The following is a 2,838-nucleotide window of genomic DNA, read 5'->3' as shown; positions in this document are numbered from 1 at the left end:
ATCGCCGACCCATCCGCCGGTCGATCAGTCCGTCATCGCCCTCCGCCTCAAAGCGTTCCGCCCACCGTTGGAACGTCCGCACGTTGATCCCGAGAAGTTCGGCCGCAGCCTCCTGCGTCAGTTCCTTTGCTTCCGTCCGATCCAGCAAATCCGAAAATCGCATCCGTCGTACACCCTCGTGAATGGATGCCGTGCCCATCGTGCCCCCTTTGTTCTGGGGCACCAAAAACACGACACTTCACGAGCTACAAACACACGACAGATCACGCGCTACTGACACCGGCCGTTGCCACACTCGACGGCCGCCCGTGGAGGGATTACGCTTCTGCCGTTGTGGCTCGGCAACATTGGAGCGTCACATGAACAGACTTTATTGCGTTGCGGCGGCGGCAGCCGCGATCGGGCTGGTTTGCCTGCCGGCCGGCGGTGCTTTTGCCCAAGGCACAGCGGCGGGCGCGGCCGCAGCTCCCGCGGCCGGAGCCGCCCCCGCGACGACCGCCGCGCCACCTCCGCCTCCAGCCGCGACGGCAGCGCCGCCGCCGGCCGCAACCACAACCACCACCGCGCCTGCCGACAAGCCGGCGGCGACCACCACCGAGAAGCCCGCCGACGACAAGTCCGGCAAGAAGAAGACGGCGAAGAAAGGCAGCAAGAGCGAGCTCGACCGCTCGATCGACACCAAGACCGTGCCGTCACGCTACAAGAGCCAGATCCCGAAGGAATATCACGGTCATATCCCTTGGGGCCGCTAGTGCACGGCGGTCTTTGATTGAATCGGTAGTTCGGCAATCTCTGTTCACCTCTCCCCAGCGGGAAGAGGTCGATTTGCGGAGCAAATCGCGTGAGGGGGCGCCGATCTAACGATAGAGCGTAATCCCTCACCGGGCGCTTCGCGCCGACCTGTCCCAATGGGAGAGGTGAAGTGTGGCGTCGCCGCCTCATCGCGTCAGCAGCCTCCGGCACGTTTCGACGAACACGTTTGCACCGGTGACGATGTCGGCGTCATCGGTGTTTTCGTTCCAGTGATGGCTGATGCCGCCGATCGAGGGCACGAACAGCATGCCCGCGGGCATGATGGTCGCGAGAATCTGGGCGTCGTGGCCCGCCCCCGACGGCATCCGCAGCGACTTGCCGCCGGCGAGTTCGGCGCTGGCCGTCTCGATCGCGTCCTGGAACGCGGCATCCATCATGGCGGGCGCGCCGGTGCGCAGGCGCTCGACGCTGACGCCGCACGGTCCGCGCGCGGTCGCCTCCGCGGCCATGGCGTGCAGCTTTTCTTCGAGGCGCTCGATCACGCTCGCTTCGGCATCGCGCATCTGGAACAGCATCTCGGCGCGTCCGGGAATGATGCTGGGCGCGCCGGGATCGAGCTCGATGCGGCCGGTGGTCCACACCGTGCGCGGCCCGCAAATGCCGGGGAAGGTCGCGTCGATGGCGACGCAGAAGCGCGAAAGCGCAAGCCCTGCGTCTTTGCGGATCGCCATCCGCGTGGTGCCGGCGTGGTTCTGCTCGCCGGTGAAGACGATGCGGTACTGCCAGATGCCGACGATGGAGCTGACGATGCCGATCTTCAGGGCTCCGCTTTCCAGCGTGTCGCCCTGTTCGATATGGGCCTCGAGATAGCCGACGTGGCGGCCGCGCACGGCGCGCAGGCGAGGGCGGCCGGCAAGACCGACAGCGGCGATCGCCTCGCGCATGCTGCGGCCGCTGTTGCGGTCGCGCGCGGCGTCGATGTCGGCTTCGCTCACCGCGCCGACGAAAGAACGGCTGCCGAGGAATTGGCCGAAATGGCCTTCCTCGTCGCACCAGCAAGCGACCTCGACCGCGCCGTTCACATTGGGATCTGGATTGAGCACGCGCGCGGCCTCCAGCGCGTAGATGACGCCGAGCGGGCCGTCGAGCCATCCGGCATGGTTCTGGCTCTCCAGATGCGAGCCGGCGAGCAGTTTTGGCCCCGCTTTCGAGCTGGTGCCCAGCACGTTGCCGATGCCGTCGACGGCGGCGGTCAGCCCAGCCTCGGGCAGCTTGTTCGCCAGCCACTCGATCGAGCGCGCGTGCGGCTCGGAGAAGGTCGGCTTGTGCACGCCGGTCTTCCAGGCGCCGATCGCGCGCAGCGCGTTGAGGTCGGCGAGGACGCGCTCGCCATCGGCTTGGGCGGGAGGGTGGGGCATGGGGAAGTCCGCTCCTTGTTTGATGCATTGTCGCGGGAGAATTGGGGGCGGCACAAGTCCGTCATCGCGAGAAGTTGTAGGGTGGCAAAGGCGCTTGCGCCGTGCCCACCTTTCCTTGCGTGCTCGCGAAGGTGGGCACGCTTGCGAGGCTGGGCAAGTATTCGGAAGGCCTGTCAACTCGTAGAAAGTTCATTCTCTGCACTGCTTGCGCAATGACGGCAACAGAATATTTTCGGCGCTATGGCAGTCGGACTGCGAATGGATTTCTACTGCGTCGATGGCCGATTGAATATTTGCCCAGCCTCGAAGCGAAACCCATCATTCCTTCCGCAAGCGCGAAGGGCTTCGCTTGCGCTCTGCCCATCCCACATCGCTGGTTGCACGAATTCGTGAACGGAAAATCAAAAAGTGTGCGAAAGCGCCGTGCTCACCATCTGTGGTGCGCCGATGAGGGTGGCGCGCCACATCTTGCCCGCCCTGCGATTTTTCAGAATATTCTCTTAACATCTCCGCAAATCGGAATTGCCTTCCCACGCAGCCCGCGCCGCCATGAGGGACGCTGCGCAGTCGTCACGGACCGTTGGCGCGAGCCACGACGGATGCTTGGGGGACAAGCCCGGCCATGACGATGTGGTAGTGTTGCGCGTACGCACGCCAGGATCATGTA

General features: G+C 64.9%; 3 protein-coding genes. 1 reads left to right on the top strand and 2 read right to left on the bottom strand.

Translation table 11 applies throughout. The annotated features are described in order from the left end of the window. Positions 1-199: helix-turn-helix domain-containing protein (locus ACT4OC_RS28100; protein ID WP_444842317.1), on the bottom strand; the 199-nt coding region annotated here is incomplete at its 3' end. A gap of 160 nt (positions 200-359) precedes the next feature. On the opposite strand from ACT4OC_RS28100, the gene ACT4OC_RS28095 reads away from it, so the two are divergent. After that, positions 360-752, top strand: a complete 393-nt coding sequence (locus tag ACT4OC_RS28095; RefSeq protein ID WP_444842316.1) for a hypothetical protein — start codon at positions 360-362, stop codon at positions 750-752. A gap of 186 nt (positions 753-938) precedes the next feature. Here the strand turns inward: ACT4OC_RS28095 and ACT4OC_RS28090 are convergent, their stop codons facing one another. Beyond that, positions 939-2,171 carry a Zn-dependent hydrolase gene (locus tag ACT4OC_RS28090; RefSeq protein WP_444842315.1) on the bottom strand — a complete coding sequence of 411 codons (1,233 nt, stop codon included), beginning with the start codon at positions 2,169-2,171 and terminating at the stop codon, positions 939-941. Positions 2,172-2,838: the final 667 nt, after the last annotated feature.

The organism is Bradyrhizobium sp. (assembly GCF_052389815.1).
GTDB lineage: Bacteria > Pseudomonadota > Alphaproteobacteria > Rhizobiales > Xanthobacteraceae > Bradyrhizobium.
The sequence above is the reverse complement of the archived record's forward strand: the minus strand, read 5'-3'. Positions and strand labels throughout refer to the sequence as shown.